At 71.5% G+C, this 16,466-nt stretch carries 15 protein-coding genes; 8 read left to right on the top strand and 7 right to left on the bottom strand.

From position 1 onward, the window contains the following. Positions 1-59 precede the first annotated feature (59 nt). On the bottom strand, positions 60-764 hold the full coding sequence (locus ACFVS8_RS08845; RefSeq protein WP_387060417.1) for a DUF5995 family protein: 705 nt from the start codon (positions 762-764) through the stop codon (positions 60-62). Positions 765-895: 131 nt separating this feature from the next. On the opposite strand from ACFVS8_RS08845, the gene ACFVS8_RS08850 reads away from it, so the two are divergent. The 6 genes from ACFVS8_RS08850 (at position 896) to ACFVS8_RS08875 (ending at position 7,794) form a co-directional block, all read left to right on the top strand. Continuing rightward, positions 896-1,990 carry a LacI family DNA-binding transcriptional regulator gene (locus ACFVS8_RS08850; protein WP_387060420.1) on the top strand — a complete coding sequence of 365 codons (1,095 nt, stop codon included), beginning with the start codon at positions 896-898 and terminating at the stop codon, positions 1,988-1,990. 460 nt (positions 1,991-2,450) lie between these two features. After that, positions 2,451-3,170: an L-ribulose-5-phosphate 4-epimerase gene (locus ACFVS8_RS08855; protein WP_387060422.1), complete on the top strand. Its 720-nt coding sequence runs from the start codon at positions 2,451-2,453 to the stop codon at positions 3,168-3,170. After that, a complete protein-coding gene (locus tag ACFVS8_RS08860) occupies positions 3,167-4,843 on the top strand; it encodes a xylulokinase (protein WP_387060425.1) in 1,677 nt (558 codons plus the stop codon). The genes ACFVS8_RS08855 and ACFVS8_RS08860 overlap by 4 nt, the downstream gene beginning before the upstream one ends. Positions 4,844-4,875: 32 nt before the next feature. Next, positions 4,876-6,399 carry an L-arabinose isomerase gene (gene araA / locus ACFVS8_RS08865; protein ID WP_387060428.1) on the top strand — a complete coding sequence of 508 codons (1,524 nt, stop codon included), beginning with the start codon at positions 4,876-4,878 and terminating at the stop codon, positions 6,397-6,399. Continuing rightward, positions 6,400-7,347, top strand: coding sequence for an aldose 1-epimerase family protein (locus ACFVS8_RS08870; RefSeq protein ID WP_387060430.1), 948 nt, complete (start codon positions 6,400-6,402; stop codon positions 7,345-7,347). A 249-nt stretch (positions 7,348-7,596) separates the two neighbouring features. Continuing rightward, positions 7,597-7,794 carry a hypothetical protein gene (locus ACFVS8_RS08875; RefSeq protein ID WP_387060432.1) on the top strand — a complete coding sequence of 66 codons (198 nt, stop codon included), beginning with the start codon at positions 7,597-7,599 and terminating at the stop codon, positions 7,792-7,794. 48 nt (positions 7,795-7,842) lie between these two features. On the opposite strand, the gene ACFVS8_RS08880 is transcribed toward ACFVS8_RS08875, so the two are convergent. Then, positions 7,843-8,115, bottom strand: a complete 273-nt coding sequence (locus ACFVS8_RS08880; protein WP_387060435.1) for a hypothetical protein — start codon at positions 8,113-8,115, stop codon at positions 7,843-7,845. A gap of 22 nt (positions 8,116-8,137) precedes the next feature. Between ACFVS8_RS08880 and ACFVS8_RS08885 the strand changes: the two genes are divergently transcribed. Beyond that, positions 8,138-8,650, top strand: a complete 513-nt coding sequence (locus tag ACFVS8_RS08885) for a MarR family winged helix-turn-helix transcriptional regulator (protein WP_387060436.1) — start codon at positions 8,138-8,140, stop codon at positions 8,648-8,650. A 10-nt stretch (positions 8,651-8,660) separates the two neighbouring features. On the opposite strand, the gene ACFVS8_RS08890 is transcribed toward ACFVS8_RS08885, so the two are convergent. Next, entirely contained in the window at positions 8,661-9,620 is a 960-nt protein-coding gene (locus ACFVS8_RS08890; protein WP_387060438.1) for a helix-turn-helix transcriptional regulator, read from the bottom strand. Positions 9,621-9,682: 62 nt separating this feature from the next. Here ACFVS8_RS08890 and ACFVS8_RS08895 point away from each other — a divergent pair, with 62 nt between their 5' ends. Beyond that, positions 9,683-10,837 (top strand): epoxide hydrolase family protein, encoded by a 1,155-nt coding sequence (locus tag ACFVS8_RS08895; protein WP_387060441.1) that lies wholly within the window; start codon positions 9,683-9,685, stop codon positions 10,835-10,837. Positions 10,838-10,917: 80 nt separating this feature from the next. Here the strand turns inward: ACFVS8_RS08895 and poxB are convergent, their stop codons facing one another. The 4 genes from poxB to ACFVS8_RS08915 all read right to left on the bottom strand — a co-directional run bounded on the left by poxB (position 10,918) and on the right by ACFVS8_RS08915 (position 16,459). Beyond that, positions 10,918-12,651 carry a ubiquinone-dependent pyruvate dehydrogenase gene (poxB, locus tag ACFVS8_RS08900; protein ID WP_387060443.1) on the bottom strand — a complete coding sequence of 578 codons (1,734 nt, stop codon included), beginning with the start codon at positions 12,649-12,651 and terminating at the stop codon, positions 10,918-10,920. 72 nt (positions 12,652-12,723) lie between these two features. Next, on the bottom strand, positions 12,724-13,782 hold the full coding sequence (locus tag ACFVS8_RS08905) for a DNA polymerase IV (RefSeq protein ID WP_387061199.1): 1,059 nt from the start codon (positions 13,780-13,782) through the stop codon (positions 12,724-12,726). Positions 13,783-13,920: 138 nt separating this feature from the next. Continuing rightward, positions 13,921-15,792, bottom strand: coding sequence for an alkyl/aryl-sulfatase (locus ACFVS8_RS08910; protein ID WP_387060446.1), 1,872 nt, complete (start codon positions 15,790-15,792; stop codon positions 13,921-13,923). A 103-nt stretch (positions 15,793-15,895) separates the two neighbouring features. Next, complete coding sequence (locus ACFVS8_RS08915) at positions 15,896-16,459, bottom strand: TetR/AcrR family transcriptional regulator (protein ID WP_387060449.1); 564 nt, start codon at positions 16,457-16,459, stop codon at positions 15,896-15,898. Positions 16,460-16,466: the final 7 nt, after the last annotated feature.

Raw genomic sequence — 16,466 nt, forward strand, 5'->3', positions numbered from 1 at the left:
CCCGCCCGCGGCATCCGCTCGCCCTGCCCGTGCGGTTCGCGCGGTCTCGTGCGGCCGGCTCAGTCGATCGGGTCGAAGCGCACCAGCAGTTGGCGGCTCACGAGGCCGACCGTGCCGGCCAGGGCCTGCGCCGTCGACTCCGGCACGAACGGCAGATCTCGCACGGCCCAGAGCGTGAGCGTGGTCGCCCAGGCGGCGTCGCGCGCCTTCTCCATCGAGAAGTTCGTGACGAGGTCGGCCAGCGGCGAGAGCGGTGCTCCTGCGCGCACGACGGCTTGTTCGAGAAACCGCTGCCGGATCGGGCGCACGAGTTCGGCGAGCACGCCGTTGATGCGATCGAAGTCGGCGTGCACGGTGCCGCGGTTCGGGTCGAGTCCGCGTCGTTCGCACGTGTCGACCACCGCGAGCGCGAGGTCGTGGTTGATGTGGGCGTTCATGCCCGCGAGGGCATACTGCAGCGGGAAGAGGCGCGCCGATCGACGATCGATCAGCGGGTCCCAGGCCTTCGGCACGGGTCTGCCCGCCGCGATCGCCTTCGGCACGGCGAGGAAGTAGCCCGCGAAGACGACGTCGAGCTCCTCGATGAAGGGCGCGTCGTCGAAGCGACCCTCGGCCACGCGCTGCCCGACGAGGGCGGTGACCTCTCGGTACATGTCGACGAAGACGGCCAGGCCGTCGGAGGCGCGCAGCGGCCGCCGCACGCGGTCGAGATCGGCGACGACCCTGCCGATCGGGGACTTCGGGTCGAGCTGAGGCGTGCTCATGTCCGCATCCTATGGGCGAGCGGCGAGCGGTCACAGGGTGCTGGCACTGACCACCGAGGTCCTGCCGCCGCCAGTCGTTCGTCGGTCGGTTACGCTCGGGATCGACACGGCGGGCGCGACGGGAGGCGGGCATGCAGGCATCCGGCACCGAGCGTGCGCCAGGCGAACCGCAGGCGCACGGCTCGTCGCGCGCGGTCGGCGTGCGAGACGTCGCCGCGCTCGCCGGTGTCTCTCGGCAGACGGTCTCGCGCGTGCTGAACGAGCATCCGCAGATCAAGGAGTCGACCAGGCGCCGGGTCATGGACGCGATCGCCGAGCTGCAGTACACCCCCAACTTCGCCGCCAGGGCGCTCGGCACCAAGCGGTCGCGCACGATCGGCGTGCTCGCCTCCGACTCGCGCCACTACGGGCCCTCGACGAGCATCGCGGCGCTCGAGGCCGCGGCCCGGGCGGCGGGGCACTGGGTCAGCACGGCCTACGTCGACTCCGCCGACCTCGGCTCGGTCTCGGCGGGAATCGCGCACCTGCGCGGGCAGGCCGTCGACGGCATCGTGGTGGTCGCCCCGCACGTGCGCGTGCTCGAGGCGCTCGACGAGCTGCGCGTCGACGTGCCCGTCGTGACACTGCTCGCGGGCGGGCGTGGCCGGGGCGACTCCGCCGACAGCCCCGCCGTCGATCAGGTCGAGGGCGGGCGCATCGCGACGCGCCACCTGATCGAGCTCGGGCACACGCGCCTCGCGCACTTGGCCGGCCCCTCCGACTGGCTGGAGTCGAGTTCGCGCGAACACGGCTTCGAGCTGGAGCTCGCGGCGCACGGTCTCGAGCCGGTCGCCACCGTGCGCGGCGACTGGTCGGCACGATCCGGGTACGACGCCGGACGCGAGCTGCTCGACGGCAGGGTGGGCGAGGCGCCGACGGGCGTGTTCGCCGCGAACGACCAGATGGCGCTCGGCCTCATGCGCTTCGTGCGCGAGCAGGGCGGCGACGTGCCCGGGTCGCTCAGCCTCGTCGGCTTCGACGACATCCCCGACGCCGAGTACTTCTGGCCGCCCCTCACGACCGTGCGGCAGGACTTCGACGAGCTCGCCCGTCGGGCGGTCGCGGCGCTGGTCGCGCGCTCCGACGGGCCCGACGGGTTCAACGCGTCGGAGCGAGCGGATGCCGCGGCGGACCGCCCGATGCTCGTGCCCGAGCTGATCGTGCGCGACTCGACCGCGCGGCGCTGAGGCGGGGGGGGGGGGAGTGCGCCTCGGCCGCTCGCGAATCGAGGCCGATCGCGCCGGTCCGGATGAGCGGGGCCCCGTGATGTCTCGCAGATCGTCGCCACCAGGCCAGGCCCGCGTACCGACCGTTCGCGCGACATCACGAGGTTTCGCGCAGGGGTGCGCCTAGTGGGTGTGCCTGGGGGTGCGCCCGGGGGTGCGCCCGGGCGTGTGCGGGCGCGCCCCGAGGTTCGGCCCAGTGATGTCTCGCAAATCGTCGTCACCGGGCCCGCGTACCGACCGTTCGCGCGACATCACGGGGTTGCGCGCGCGGGTGTGCGCCCGGCGTGTGCGCGGGAGTGCGCCCGGAGGTCCGGCCGTGCGCCCCGAGGTCCGGCCCGAGGGCCCGCTCGATTGACATGCGCGCGGGCCTGAGTCAGAATGTGACCGGTCACAGTGGCCCGATCACGATGGAGGACGCCCCGTGAATGCACCAGCCCAGACGTTCGGGGCCGACATCGAGACCGCGATCGCCCGAGTCCGGGCAGACGTGGCGAAGTTGCACGCGGAGTTGACGCGGTACGGCCTGGTGGTGTGGACGGGTGGCAACGTCAGTGGTCGGGTGCCGGGTGCGGAGCTGTTCGTGATCAAGCCGTCTGGGGTGTCGTATGACGATCTGGCTCCGGAGAACATGATCCTGTGCGATCTGGACGGCAATGTGATCGAGGGCACCCCGGGTGCTGAGCGCAGCCCGTCGTCCGATACCGCGGCGCACGCGTACGTCTACCGGAACATGCCCGAGGTCGGGGGTGTGGTGCACACGCATTCGACGTATGCGGTGGCGTGGGCGGCGCGGAACGAGCCGATTCCGTGTGTGATCACGGCGATGGCCGATGAGTTCGGGGGTCCGATCCCGGTGGGTCCGTTCGCGATCATCGGGGACGACTCGATCGGTCGGGGCATCGTGGAGACCCTCAGTGGGCATCGCAGCCGTGCGGTGCTGATGGCCAATCATGGGCCGTTCACGATCGGGGCGAACGCGAAGGACGCGGTCAAGGCTGCGGTCATGGTCGAGGATGTCGCCCGCACGATGCACCTGGCGCGTGAAGCCGGGCCGCTCGTGCCGATCCCGCAGGAAGCGATCGACCGGTTGTACGACCGGTACCAGAACGACTACGGACAGAGCGGAGATGCCCGACGATGAGCACCGAGCCCCAGAGCGCGCCTCAGAGCACGCCTCAGAGCACGCCCAAGAGCCTCGACGCGGATGCCGCGCGCTCGGCCATCCTCGCCGGCCGCACGTCGCTCGGCATCGAGCTCGGCTCGACCCGCATCAAGGCCTGCCTCGTCGCATCCGACGATCCAACCCTCGTGCTCGCCGTCGGCAGCCACGCGTGGGAGAACGAGTTCACCGAGGACCGCCGCTGGAGCTACTCGCTCGACGCCGTGCACTCGGGCCTGCAGTCCGCGTACGCCGACCTCGTCGCCGACGTGAGCGCTCGATACGGCGCAGGCGCCGTGCCCGAGACGTTCGGCGCGATCGGCGTCTCGGCGATGATGCACGGCTACCTCGCGTTCGACGAGCGCGGCGACCTGCTCGTACCGTTCCGCACGTGGCGCAACACGTCGACGGGTGCGGCGTCCGCCGAGCTCAGCGAGCGGTTCGGCGTCAACATCCCGTTGCGCTGGTCGATCGCCCACCTGCACCAGGCGGTGCTCGACGCCGAGGCGCACGTGCCCGACATCCGCTTCGTGACCACCCTCGCCGGGTACGTGCACTGGAAGCTCACCGACCGCAAGGTGCTGGGCGTCGGCGACGCGTCGGGCATGTTCCCGATCGATGCGGCGACGCACGACTACGACGCGGCGCTCGTCGCCTCGTACGACGAGCTGGCCGGCGACCGGCTGCCCCGCAAGCTCGTCGAGCTGCTGCCGCAGTCGCTCGAGGCCGGCGTTCCGGCAGGCGTGCTCACCGCGGGCGGCGCCGCGCTCCTCGATCCGACCGGCGCGCTGAAGCCGGGCGCGCTCCTCTGCCCGCCCGAGGGCGACGCCGGCACGGGCATGGTCGCGACGAACTCGGTCGCACCCCGCACCGGCAACGTCAGCGCGGGCACGTCGATCTTCGCCATGGTCGTGCTCGAGCGCCCGCTGCAGCACGCCCACCACGAGCTCGACCTCGTGACCACGCCTGCGGGCGACCCGGTCGCGATGGTGCACTGCAACAACGGCGCCAGCGAGCTCGCGGCGTGGGCGGGCGTGTTCGGGCAGTTCGCCGCGGCATCCGGAACCCCGCTCGACTCCGACGCCGTGTTCGAGGCGCTGTTCGCGGCGGCGCTCGAGGGCGAGGCCGACGCCGGCGGGCTGCTCGCCTACAACCACCTCGCGGGCGAACCCATCGCCGGCCTCGACGAGGGCCGCCCCCTGGTCGTGCGCACGCCCGACAGTCGACTGAACCTGCCGAACTTCATGCGCGCGCAGCTCTACGGCGTGTTCGGCACGCTCGCGCTCGGCATGCGCGTGCTCGACGGCGAGGGCGTCGCGCTCGACCGCATGTTCGCGCACGGCGGCATGTTCCGCACCGCGGGGGTCGCCCAGCGCTTCCTCGCCGGGGCGCTCGACGCTCCGGTCGCGGTCGGCGAGACGGCCTCGGAGGGCGGCGCGTGGGGCATCGCCGTGCTCGCGTCGTACCTCTCGGCCGCCGGAACGCACGACGGCCCCCCGGCCGACCTCGGCGGTTACCTGAACGACCGCGTCTTCGCCGACGCGGGGTTCACGACGGCCGAACCCGATGCGGCGGATGTCGCCGGCTTCGCCGCCTACCTCGACCGCTACCGCGCCGGCCTCGCCGCCGAGGCCGCGGCCGTCGAAGCCCTCTGATCCACACCACCGACCACCAGCAAGGAACGAACATGACCCGCACGCCCCTCACCACGTCGCTCGACCAGTACGAGGTCTGGTTCCTCACCGGCAGCCAGCACCTGTACGGCCCCGAGACCCTCGCACAGGTCGCCGAGCAGTCGGAGGCCATCGCCGCCACGCTCGACGCGGCATCCGACGTGCCCGTGAAGATCGTCTGGCTGCCCGTGCTCACCGACTCGGCGGCCATCAAGCAGGTCGCGCTCGAGGCGAACGCCGCACCGAACGTGATCGGCGTCGTCGCGTGGATGCACACGTTCAGCCCCGCGAAGATGTGGATCGCGGGCCTCGACGCCCTGCAGAAGCCGCTCGCGCACCTGCACACGCAGGCCAACGTCGAGCTGCCGTGGGCCGACATCGACTTCGACTTCATGAACCTGAACCAGGCCGCGCACGGCGACCGCGAGTTCGGCTACATCCAGACCCGTCTCGGCGTGCCGCGCAAGACGATCGTCGGCCACGCGAGCGACCCCGCGGTGCAGCAGCAGTTCGGCACCTGGCAGCGCGCCGCAGCCGGCCTCGCCGCGAGCCGCGACCTGAAGCTCGCCCGCTTCGGCGACAACATGCGCTACGTCGCCGTCACCGAGGGCGACAAGACCGAGGCCGAGCTGCGGTTCGGCGTGCAGGTCAACACGTGGGGCGTCAACGAGCTCGCCGAAGCGGTCGCCGCGGCGTCCGAAGCCGAGATCGACGAGCTCGTCGCGGTCTACGAGAACGAGTACGACGTCGTGCCCGAACTGCGCCAGGGCGGCGAGCGCCACCAGTCCCTGCGCGACGGCGCCGCGATCGAGATCGGCCTGCGGTCGTTCCTCGAGGAGGGCGGCTTCGGCGCGTTCACCACGTCGTTCGAAGACCTCGGCGAGCTGAAGCAGCTGCCGGGCCTCGCGGTGCAGCGGCTCATGGCCGAGGGCTACGGCTTCGGCGCCGAGGGCGACTGGAAGACCGCGATCCTCGTGCGCATCGCGAACGTCATGGGCGCGGGCCTGCCCGGCGGCGCGAGCCTCATGGAGGACTACACCTACGACATGACCCCCGGTGACGAGCTCATCCTCGGCGCGCACATGCTCGAGGTGTCGCCCTCGCTCACCTCGAAGAAGCCCACGCTCGAGGTGCACCCGCTCGGCATCGGCGGCAAGGACGACCCCGTGCGCCTCGTGTTCACGGCCGACCCCAGCCCCGCCGTGGTGGTCGCGATGAGCGACATGCGCGACCGGTTCCGTCTCACGGCGAACGTCGTCGAGAACGTCGAGCCGCGCGAGTCGCTGCCGAACCTGCCCGTCGGCCGTGCCGTCTGGAAGCCCGCGCCCGACTTCAAGACGAGCGCCGCGGCCTGGCTCACGGCCGGTGCAGCGCACCACACGGTGATGTCGACGGCGGTCGGCATCGACGTGTTCCGCGACTTCGCCGAGATGGCCGAGGTCGAGCTGCTCGTGATCGACGAGGAGACCACGCTGCCCGGCTTCAAGCACGAGGTGCGCTGGAACCAGGCGTACTACCGCCTCGCGCAGGGCCTGTAAGTGGTCGCCGAGCACGCCCTGTCGGGGCACCAGGCTCTGTCCGGTCAGCAGTACGCGATCGCGGCGCACGGGTACGAGGCGACGATCGCGAGCATCGGGGCCTCGCTCCGCACGCTCACGTTCGAGGGCCGCGACCTCGTCGTGCCCTTCGCGGCCGACGAGGTGCGCCCGGCGTACCGCGGGGTGACGCTCGCGCCGTGGCCGAACCGGGTGGTCGACGGCCGCTACCGTTTCGGCGACGTCGACGAGCAGCTGCCGCTCACCGAGCCCGACCGCGGTCACGCGCTGCACGGGCTCGCGGCCTGGCTCGACTTCACGCCCCTGCATCGTGAGAGCGCGCGCGTCGTGCTCGCGGCGACGATCGAGGCGCAGGCGGGTTACCCGCACCGGCTCGCGATCGAGGTCGAGTTCCGGGTCGACGCCGGGGGCCTGCACACGAGCGTCAAGGCCACGAACGTGGGCCCGGATGCGGCGCCCTACGGCACGGGTCCGCACCCGTACCTCGTGGCGGGCGTCGGCCTCGTCGACGACTGGACGCTGACGCTGCCCGCGGCCGAGGTGCTCGAGGTGACGCCCGACCGGCTCATCCCGACCGGTCTCGCACCGGTGGACGCCCCGCGCGAGGGCGGGTCGTTCGACTTCCGGATGCCGCGGCGCATCGGGTCGACCGAGATCGACCACGCCTTCACGGGCCTGGCCTACGACACCGACGGCGAGCACGGGGCCGTGCAGGTCACGGTCACCGACGACGGCGGACGCGGAGTCGGCATGGCCTGGGGTCGGGACTGCCCGTGGGTGCAGGTGCACACGGCCGACGGCAGCGGCCGCTCCGGCCTCGCGGTCGAGCCGATGACCTGCCCGCCCGACGCGTTCAACTCCGGCACCGACCTGATCGTGCTCGAACCGGGTGCGTCGACCACGGCGCACTGGACGATCTTCGGCATCTGACGTATCTGACGCATCTCATGCGCCCGCGCATCTGACGCATCGACCCGACGGCCCGGCTGGGGCTCGGTCGGTCACCGCCCTTCGACGAGGGCGGTGGTCGACCCGGCTCCAGCCGGGCCGTTCTGCGCGCCGCCACAGGTGAGCGGCCCGCGTCGGCGCCCGCCTATCTCCCGTCGCGCGACCGCGCAAGGCCTCGACGCAGGTCGGCGCGGGTCGTAGCGTCGGAGCACGCAACGAGAGGGGACCAGCATGTCCGATCCCGAGATCACCCCGTCGGACCCCGAGCAGGGTCCCGGAGAGAATCCAGATGCCGGTCGACCGTCGGGGGCGGACATCCCGCTGCCCGAGGAGATCCGGGTCGGCGACGAGACCGTCGAGGCGGACACGGCATCCGGCGGTGCGCCCGAGCCATCGGACGACCCCGAGGCCGGCGAAGGGGAGGACTGACCGCGACGCCGCGGCGCGGCATCCGACGCCCCGAGCCGTCGTGAGCGGCTAGTCGGAGGTGGGGCAGTGCACCTGGGTGCGCTCGCCCGAGCGGTCGATGCGGTGCTCGGCCATGGGGCCGCCGCACAGCGGGCAGCGAGGGTCGGCGGGCGGAACGTACGGCGCCTCGGGGCGGCCGATGCCGACCTGGGCCGGACCGGTGAACCGGAAGACCATGCGGTTGAAGGCGTTGTAGAACCCCGGCTTGCCGAGGAACGGGTTGAGGGGGTTGAGCCCACGCTCCGGGGTCCACTCGGTGGCGTCGTCATTCATTCGTGCCATAACACTTAGTATACTAATCAATATGGATGCCGCAGCCAGCCGACCACGGACCGACCCCGTCGGCACCGATGACGCGCCCGACACCGTCGACCCTCTCGCGCTCGACCGCCAGCTCTGCTTCGCGCTCGCCGTGGCCTCGCGTCTCGTGATCGGCACCTACAAGCCGATCCTGGAGCCCATGGGGCTCACGCATCCGCAGTACCTCGTGATGCTCGCCCTCTGGGAGCAGGAGCCGCGGGCGCTCAGCGAGATCGCCCAGCTCGTGCGACTCGAGCCCGCCACGCTGTCGCCCCTCGTGAAGCGACTCGAGGCGTCGGGCATCGTGACGCGCGAGCGCGCCGCCCACGACGAGCGCCAGCTCGCCCTGCGGCTCACCGACGAGGGGCGTCGGCTGCGCGATCAGGCCGAGCGGGTTCCGGGGCAGGTGGTCGACGCGCTCGGCGTCGAGCTCGACGACCTGACCCGCATCCACGCCGAGCTCACCACGCTCATCCAGCGCATCAGTCCCGACCCGGTGCCCCGCGCCCGGGCGTAGCTCGCGCGCGTCACCGACGCCCTGATCGTCGGGCACGCTCGAGGCGCTCGGCCAGGCGGCCGAACGCCTCGGCGAGTTCGTCACCCTCGAGCACCTCGACTTCGGCGTCGAGCTGGGTCACCCACAGCGCAAGGCGGTCGGGGTCGTCGGAGCCGACCTCGACCTCGCACGTCGCGTCGTCGACGGGGGTCACCACCGCGGGGGCGCCGATCTTCCACTCGACCACGGCAGCGGGCGCATCGACGCGGATGCGAGCGCGGTACCGCCACGTCGCGCGGTCGACGCCGCGGAGGATGTGGTCGACGACGAGCGCCTCGTCGATCTCGCGCGGGCGGAAGCGCACACCGGTCGGCGGGAGGGGAGCGATCCGGTCGGCCCGGAACGTCCGCCAGTCGGCGCGGTCGAGATCCCAGGCCAGCAGGTACCAGCGCGACCCCTGGTTCACCAGGCGGTGCGGCTCGGTGGATCGACGCGACGCGGTGCCGTCGTGGGTCGAGTAGTCGAAGCGGAGGCGTTCGCTGCCGCGGATCGCGGAGGCGATCGCGCTGAAGACCGAGACGTCGAGCGACGCATCGGGCCCGTCGGCGACGCTCGTGGCCGCCCGCGCCGCGTCGACGCGGTACCTGAGCCGCGGCGGGAGCACCTGTTCGAGTTTCGCGAGCGCGGTCAGCGACGATTCGCCGAACCGGATGCCCCTGGTCATCACCGAGGTCAGCCCGATGGCGATCGCCACCGCCTCGTCGTCATCGAGGAGCAGCGGAGGCATCGCAGCTCCCGCGGCGAGCCGGTACCCGCCGGCGACGCCGGGGCGCGCATCGACGGCGTACCCGAGGGTTCGGAGCTTGGCGATGTCGGTGCGGATCGTCCGGGCGCTCACCTCGAGGCGCTCGGCGAGCTCGTCGCTGGTCCAGTCGCGCGTCGCCTGCAGCAGCGCGAGCAGCTTCAGGAGTCGGGCCGAGGTATCGAGCATGCGTCGATCATTCCAGACATTGCGGAAGAGAACCCGCCGCAATTGACGGAAGAGTGGGAGACATGAACGAGCACACCGAAGACCGAGACGCACTCACCCCCTTCCGCATCGACGTCGCACAGGCCGACCTCGACGACCTCCACGAGCGCCTCGCGCGCACGCGCTGGCCCGACCCCGTTCCCGGCCGCGACGACCGGGCCGACTTCAGCCGCGGCATCCCGATGCCCTACCTCCGGGACCTCGCCGAGTACTGGGCCGACGGGTTCGACTGGCGCGGTCGCGAGGCGGCGCTGAACGCGCACGAGCAGTTCACCACCGTCGTCGACGGGCAGACGTTCCACGTCGTGCGCATCCGCTCGGCGAACGCCGAGGCGACTCCGCTGCTGCTGGCGCACGGGTGGCCCGGCTCCTTCGTCGAGTACCAGCGGCTCATCCCGCTCCTGACCGATGCCTTCGACCTGGTGATCCCGTCGCTGCCCGGATTCGGGTTCTCGACGCCGCTGTCGAGCACCGGCTGGGAGCTCGCGCGCACGACCGACGCGTACGCCGAGATCATGACCCGGCTCGGCTACGAGCGGTTCGCGGCGCACGGCACCGACATCGGGGCCGGCATCGTCGGCCGGCTCGCGGCGCTGCATCCCGAGCGCGTGATCGGGGTGCACGTCGGCAGCGACGGCCGCTCGCTCGCGATGGTGGGCGACCAGTTCCCGATGCCCGACGGGTTGACCGAGGCCGAGATCGCCGAGCTCGACGCGATCCGCGAACGGGATGCCTCGGAGCACGGGTACTTCGAGCTGCAGAACCACAAGCCCGACACCATCGGCCCCGCGCTGGTCGATTCGCCCGTCGGGCTGCTCGCCTGGATCGCGGAGAAGTTCGAGGGCTGGACGAACCCGAGCTCGGCGACGCCCGACGAGGCGGTCGACCGCGACCAGTTGCTGACGAACATCGGCCTGTACTGGTTCACGCGATCGGGCGCATCGAGCGCGCAGTTCTACTACGAGTCCACGCACTCCGGACTCGACTGGCTCGCCGGTTCGGAGGTGCCCACCGCGTGGTCGGTGTTCGACACGCATCCGTTGATGGCGAAGGCGTTCAACGCATGGGGCGGCATCGCGCAGTGGCGCGAGCACGCCGAGGGCGGCCACTTCCCGGCGATGGAGGAACCCGACCTGCTCGTGGGCGACCTGCGGGAGTTCTTCGCCGACCGCGCCTGAGCACGCCGCCCGGCGCACCGCTCCGAGCAGTCCGCGCCGAGCAGCCCCTGCCGAGCGCCCCACGCCTCGCCCCGAGTCGCCTAGCGGAAGATGCGCCGCCACACGTTCGTGTCGGCCAGGTCGAGCAGCTCGTCGCCGCGCCCCGACATCACGGTGCGCAACGCGTAGAGCGCGAAGCCCTTCGTCTGGGCGGCGGTGATCGACGGCGGGATCGAGAGCTCCTGCCTGGCGACGACCACGTCGACGAGCACCGCCCCCGGCTCGGCGAACGCCCGCCGCAGCGCCGGCTCGAGGTCCGCGCCGCGCTCCACCCGGATGCCGGTGATGCCGACTGATTCGGCCACCGCCGCGAAGTCGGGGTTCACGAGCTCGGTGCCGAAGTTCACGATGCCGGCCGCCTTCATCTCGACCTCGACGAAGTTCAGCGACGAGTTGTCGAACACGACGATCTTGATGGGCAGGTCGTTCTGCCGGATCGAGAGCAGGTCTCCCATGAGCATCGACAGCCCGCCGTCGCCCGCGAGGGCGATCACCTGGCGTCCGGGTGCCGCGCCCTGGGCGCCGAGCGCGTGCGGCATGGCGTTGGCCATCGAGCCGTGGGTGAACGAGCCGATCAGTCGGCGTTCGCGGGTCATCCGCAGGTACCTCGCCGTCCAGACGACGGGCGAACCGACATCCGCCGTGAAGATCGCGTCGTCGTCGGCGAGCCGGTCGATCAGCTTCGCGACGTACTCGGGGTGGATCGGCTCCTTGCCGTCGTCGTCGGCCAGGCCGTCGAGCTCCCGGCGCGTCTTCGCGTAGTGCTCGAGGCTGCCCGTCAGGTGCTTCGGGCTCCGGTCGCCGCCGATCAGCGGCAGCAGGGCGGCGGCGGTCTCGCGCACGTCGCCGACCAGCCCGACGTCGATGGGCGTGCGCCTCCCGAGCTGCTCGCCACGCAGGTCGACCTGCACGATCTTCGCCTTCGACGGGTAGAACTGGCGGTACGGGAAGTCGCTGCCGAGCACCAGCAGCGCGTCGCACTTCTCCATGGCCCGATAGCCCGAGGCGAACCCGAGCAGGCCGGTCATGCCCACGTCGTAGGGGTTGTCGTACTCGATGTGCTCCTTGCCTCGGAACGCGTGCACGATCGGCGCCTGCAGTCGCTCGGCGAGCGCGAGCACCTCGTCGTGCGCGCCCGCGACCCCGGCTCCGGCGAGGATCGTGACGGATGCCGCGGCGTTCAGCACCGCGGCCGCTTCGTTCAGCTCGTCGGGCGACGGCACGACCCGTGGGCGCGCGGCGCGGATCGGTGCGCTCGCCCGGCGCGCGGGGGCATCGCGGAAGAACACGTCGCCCGGCACGACGACCACGGCGACGCCCTGCTTCTCGACGGCCGTGCGCATCGCGATCTCGAGCACCCACGGCAGTTGCGACGGATCGCCGACGAGTTCGCTGTAGACGCTGCACTCGCGGAACAGCTCCTGCGGGTGCGTCTCCTGGAAGTAGCCGCTGCCGATCTCCGACGACGGGATCTGCGAGGCGATCGCGAGCACCGGCACCCGGCTGCGCTGCGCGTCGAAGAGCCCGTTGACGAAGTGCAGGTTGCCGGGTCCGCAGCTGCCCGCGACGACTGCGAGCTCGCCCGTCACGGCGGCATCGGCGGCAGCGGCGAAGGCGGCGGTCTCCTCGTGCCGCACGTGCATCCAGCGGATGTCGCCGTCACGGCGCAGTGCGTCGGTGAACGCGTTGAGCGAGTCGCCCGGAATGCCCCAGACCCGGCTCACCCCTGCCCGCTTCAACGTTTCGACGAACAGCTCGGCGACCGTCTGCGACATGCGTCATCCCCCCGGACGTGTGCGGGCGCCGCGACGACGCCGTACTCCCACCGTACGTCGCCGGGTGTCCGCTCACCACCCGCTGCGGGTCGGCGTGTGGCCCTCGCGCGCGTCGTCGGGCATCGGCATCTCGGCGCGCAGGCCGAGCAGCCGGATCGGCCGTCGGGGCTCGATCCGGTCGGTCGCGAACTGCTCGACCCGAGCCAGCACCTCGTCGCGGTCGGAGGACTCCGGCACCTTGCGGCTGAACGTCTTCGTCAGGAACGGCGCGTACCGCACCTTCAGGGTGAGTCGCATCACCGGGCGGCCCTCGGCGGCGATGTCGTCGAGCACGGCTTCGGCCAGCACGCGCAGCGCCGCCCGCACCTCCGCGGGCTCGACGAGGTCCTGCTGGTAGGTGGTCTCGCGACTGTGCCCTCGCGCGACCCATTCGGTGTCGTCGACGACGCGGGCGCCCTCGCCGCAGCCGAGCTCGCGGAACCACGGACCCATGCGCGGGCCGAACTCGGCGACGAGCGGGTCGAGCTCCGCCTCCGCCAGATCGGCGACGGTCGTGATGCCGAGTACGCCCAGCCGCTTCGAGATCTTCGAGCCGACGCCCCACAGGTCGATCGTGGGCCGCCCGCCCATGACCTCCAGCCAGTTCTCGGCCGTGAGCCGGAACACGCCCTGCGGCTTGCCGAAGCCCGTGGCGACCTTGGCCCGCACGAGCGTGTCGCCGATGCCTACGCTGCAGTGCAGCCGGGTGCGGTCGAGCACCGCGCGCTGCACGGCGCGGGCGTAGGCCTCCGGGTCGTCGACGTCGACGCCGAGGAAGGCCTCGTCCCAGCCGAGCACCTGCACCGTCGCACCCGGCTGCCCGCGCAGCGTCGCCATGACCACGGCGGATGCCTCGGTGTAGGCCTCGTGGTCGACCGGCAGGATCACCGCGTCGGGCGCCTTGCGCGCGGCGATGCGCAGCGGCATCCCGGAGCCGACGCCGAAGGCGCGCGCCTCGTACGACGCCGTCGAGACGACGGTCCGCTCGGTCGGGTCGCCGCGGCCGCCCACGATGACCGGGAGCCCGGCGAGCTCGGGGCGCCGGAGCACCTCGACCGCAGCGATGAACTGGTCGAGATCCACGTGCAGCACCCAGGCGGCCACGCGTCCAGTCTGCCGTGCCCGGCGGGTCGAGCGCACGGCCTGCGGCCGCTCACGAGACCCGGGACGGCGACGGGGCGCCGACCGGATCGGTCGGCGCCCCGCGGCATCCGTTCTCGTGCGAGGAGACTACGGCGTGATGATGTCGAATGCCGGGTCGCCCGGGTCGAGCACCGAGAGCAGCGAATGCAGCACGCTCGCGTCGCCCGTGAGCTCGACGCCCGGGCTCGTGGAGTCGCCGCCCGCGAGCTGGATCAGGCGGGGCTTCGTGACCGTGATGGTCAGGTCGGCGTCGTCGGCGGCGTCCTTCAGCACGTGGATCAGCACGCCGTTGCGCAACGTCAGGCGATAGTTCTCATCGAGGTCGGTGATCGTGACGTCGATCTTCAGGTCGAGGTCCCACGCCCGCGGCCCGTCGATCGAGAGCGCGAGCGAGTCGAAGAGCTGCTGCGGGTGCAGCTGAGCGAGCACCGCAGGCGCCGACGTGACGGTCGGCGTGCCGAAGTTGCCATCGCGCAGTTCGGTGGCGCCCGACAGGAAGAAGTCGCGCCAGGTGCCGTTCTCGCTGCCGTACGCGAGCTGCTCGAGGGTGTCTGCCTGCAGTTCACGGGCGGCGGCGTGCGTGTCGTCGGTGAAGATCGCGTAGTCGAGCAGGGTCGCCGCCCAACGGAAGTCGCCCTCGTTGAAGGCGGCCTTCGCGAGTTCGACCACGCGGTCGAGGCCGCCGATCGCCTCGACGTGGCGCTTCGCTCCCTCGGTCGGCGTGTGCTGCCAGAGACGGGCGGGGTTGCCGTCGAACCAGCCCATGTAGCGCTGGTAGATCGCCTTCACGTTGTGGCTGACCGAGCCGTAGTAGCCGCGCGCGTTCCAGGCGTTCTCGAGGGCAGGGGGCAGCTCGATCATCTCGGCGATCTCGCTGCCGGTGAAGCCCTTGTTGAGCAGGCGGAGGGTCTGGTCGTGCAGGTAGGCGTAGAGGTCGCGCTGCGTCGAGAGGAACTCGATGATGTTCGCCGACTCCCATGTCGGCCAGTGGTGCGAGGCGAACGCGACGTCGCTGCGCTCGCCGAACTTCGCGATCGCCTCGGTCAGGTACTCGCTCCACACGTGCGGGTCGCGCACGAGCGCCCCGCGCAGGGTGAGCAGGTTGTGCAGCGTGTGCGTGGCGTTCTCGGCCATGCAGAGCGCACGGTACTTCGGGAAGTAGAAGTTCATCTCCGATGGTGCCTCGGTGCCCGGCGTCATCTGGAACTCGATCTCGATGCCGTCGATGACGTGCGTCTCGCCGGTCGAGGAGATGTCGAGGTTCGGCACGATGATGCCGACCTCGCCCTTCGACGTGGTCTGCCCGAGTCCGGCGCCGACCTGGCCCTGCGGCCCGAGCTCGAGCGCGGCGCCGTACATGTACCCGGCACGGCGCGCCATCGCGGTGCCGGCGTAGACGTTCTCCTCGATCGCGTGCTCGAGGAACCCGGTCGGTGCGATGACGGTGACCTTGCCGGATGCCGCGTCTTCAGCGGATGCGACGGCGAACACGCCGCCGAAGTGGTCGACGTGGCTGTGCGTGAAGATGACCGCGACGACCGGGCGCTCGCCGCGGTGCTGCCGGTAGGTGGCGTAGGCCGCGGCTGCGGTCTCGGTCGAGATGAGCGGGTCGATGACGATCACGCCGGTCTCGCTCTCGACGAACGTGACGTTCGAGAGGTCGAAGCCGCGCACCTGGTAGACGCCCTCGACGACCTCGAAGAGGCCGTGCTTGGCCACGAGCTTCGACTGGCGCCAGAGGCTCGGGTTCACCGAGGTCGGCGCCTCGCCCTCGAGGAAGGCGTAGGCGTCGGCGTTCCAGACCTCGCGGCCGTCGGCTGCCGTGATGACGGCGGGTTCGATCGTGCCGAGGTATCCGCGGTCCGCGTTCGCGAAGTCGGTCGTGTCCGCGAACGGGAGGCTCTCGAGCAGTGCGCGATGCGCCTGCTCGATGGCCGGGGTGACGGGCTTGTGCTGCATGGCGACGAGTGCTCCTTCTCAATGAAGACGACGTGCGTTCGCCTTCACTCTGACAGTCGGCTGCGTGCCCGCCAATGGCAACATGCTGTGAGTCGCGGTGGCGTCAGCCGAGCACGGCGTCGACGAGACGCTCGGCAGCGTCGGGCTCGGCCGGGGTCGCGACGAGCGCATGGAGCACGATCGCGCCGACGAATGCCTGGCCGAAGGCCTGCGTCGGCCGGCTCGCCGAGAACTGCCCGGCGGCCACGGCGGACTCGAGCCGGGCGCGCAACAGGTCGTTGACGCCCATCGTCTCCTCGAGCCGTGCGCCGATCGCGGGCTGGTCGATCGCCGCGGCGACGAGGGAACGCACGAGCGAGGCGCCGCCGTTCTCGAGGAAGCCGAGGATGCCGCGCATCCACGTCACGAGGTCGGTCCGCAGGTCGCCGGTGTCGGGAGGCGAGAGGTACTCGCTCAGCAGGAGGCCCTCGACGAGGCAGTCCGCGACGATCGCGCTCTTCGACGGCCACCAGCGGTAGATCGTCTGCTTGCCGACGTGGGCCTCGGCGGCGATGCCCTCCATCGTCAGCTGGTCGTAGCCGCGTTCCTCGAAGAGCCGCGCGGTCGCCTCGAGGATCGCCAGCCGTGCGGCTTCGCTGCGCACGGGTCCACGTCGATGCTCGGGCATCCACACA

The sequence above is a fragment of the Agromyces sp. NPDC058110 genome (assembly GCF_042884735.1).
Classification (GTDB): domain Bacteria; phylum Actinomycetota; class Actinomycetes; order Actinomycetales; family Microbacteriaceae; genus Agromyces.

Bases quoted from the DNA above. Each gene is read 5' to 3' on its own strand.
- ACFVS8_RS08845 (WP_387060417.1), bottom strand. From the start codon at position 764: ATGAGCACGCCTCAGCTCGACCCGAAGTCCCCGATCGGCAGGGTCGTC.
- ACFVS8_RS08850 (WP_387060420.1), top strand. From the start codon at position 896: ATGCAGGCATCCGGCACCGAGCGTGCGCCAGGCGAACCGCAGGCGCAC.
- ACFVS8_RS08860 (WP_387060425.1), top strand. From the start codon at position 3,167: ATGAGCACCGAGCCCCAGAGCGCGCCTCAGAGCACGCCTCAGAGCACG.
- araA (WP_387060428.1), top strand. From the start codon at position 4,876: ATGACCCGCACGCCCCTCACCACGTCGCTCGACCAGTACGAGGTCTGG.
- ACFVS8_RS08875 (WP_387060432.1), top strand. From the start codon at position 7,597: ATGTCCGATCCCGAGATCACCCCGTCGGACCCCGAGCAGGGTCCCGGA.
- ACFVS8_RS08880 (WP_387060435.1), bottom strand. From the start codon at position 8,115: ATGGCACGAATGAATGACGACGCCACCGAGTGGACCCCGGAGCGTGGG.
- ACFVS8_RS08885 (WP_387060436.1), top strand. From the start codon at position 8,138: ATGGATGCCGCAGCCAGCCGACCACGGACCGACCCCGTCGGCACCGAT.
- ACFVS8_RS08890 (WP_387060438.1), bottom strand. From the start codon at position 9,620: ATGCTCGATACCTCGGCCCGACTCCTGAAGCTGCTCGCGCTGCTGCAG.
- ACFVS8_RS08895 (WP_387060441.1), top strand. From the start codon at position 9,683: ATGAACGAGCACACCGAAGACCGAGACGCACTCACCCCCTTCCGCATC.
- poxB (WP_387060443.1), bottom strand. From the start codon at position 12,651: ATGTCGCAGACGGTCGCCGAGCTGTTCGTCGAAACGTTGAAGCGGGCA.
- ACFVS8_RS08910 (WP_387060446.1), bottom strand. From the start codon at position 15,792: ATGCAGCACAAGCCCGTCACCCCGGCCATCGAGCAGGCGCATCGCGCA.
- ACFVS8_RS08915 (WP_387060449.1), bottom strand. From the start codon at position 16,459: ATGCCCGAGCATCGACGTGGACCCGTGCGCAGCGAAGCCGCACGGCTG.